This window comes from Acinetobacter sp. V2, from assembly GCF_001188385.1.
Taxonomy (GTDB): domain Bacteria; phylum Pseudomonadota; class Gammaproteobacteria; order Pseudomonadales; family Moraxellaceae; genus Acinetobacter; species Acinetobacter oleivorans.
This window is the reverse complement of sequence record NZ_JZFB01000005.1, coordinates 154,792-155,367: the sequence shown is the minus strand read 5'-3', so window position 1 is coordinate 155,367 and position 576 is coordinate 154,792. Positions and strand designations below refer to the sequence as shown.

Annotated in this window: 1 protein-coding gene; it reads left to right on the top strand. The window is 35.4% G+C overall.

Annotated elements, in window-relative coordinates:
• A partial coding sequence (locus UC75_RS21970) for an AEC family transporter (RefSeq protein ID WP_228137421.1) occupies nucleotides 1–576 on the top strand: 576 nt, incomplete at both ends.

The following is a 576-nucleotide window of genomic DNA, read 5'->3' as shown; positions in this document are numbered from 1 at the left end:
TCTTTAATTTTATTTTTCTTGGCTTTCATTCTCTATCGAAAATATTTTAAAAATAGTTTAACCCATAGCGCCGTGATCTCGATGGGCGCATCTATGTCCAATACTGGATTTATGGGAACAGCTATTTTAACCATGTTGATAGGTAATCATGCTGCTATTTATATTTCTTTAACACTCATCATTGAAAATTTATTAATTGTGGCGCTGATGCTCATTCTGGCCGAAGCGGGTTTACATCAACAACAAAATCTTTTACCACTTTTAAAACAGACTTTTTTAAACTTACTCAAGAATCCTGTCATTATCGCGATTTTGGTTGGAATGGGATGCATTCTTTTCGATGTTAATCTTCCTACGACGCTTGATCAGTCTCTAGAGTTACTTGGACGTACAGCTTCGCCTTTGGCTTTGTTTGCAATTGGTGGGAGTTTAGTGGGTATTGGAATCACAGCAGTAAATACAGAAAGTATTTTGTTGGCGATATTTAAAGTTATCCTCATGCCATCTGTTATTTTTTCTCTCTTTTTGATCACTCCAAATGTAAGTCTTGAGATGCTTTATGCAGGAACATTAATT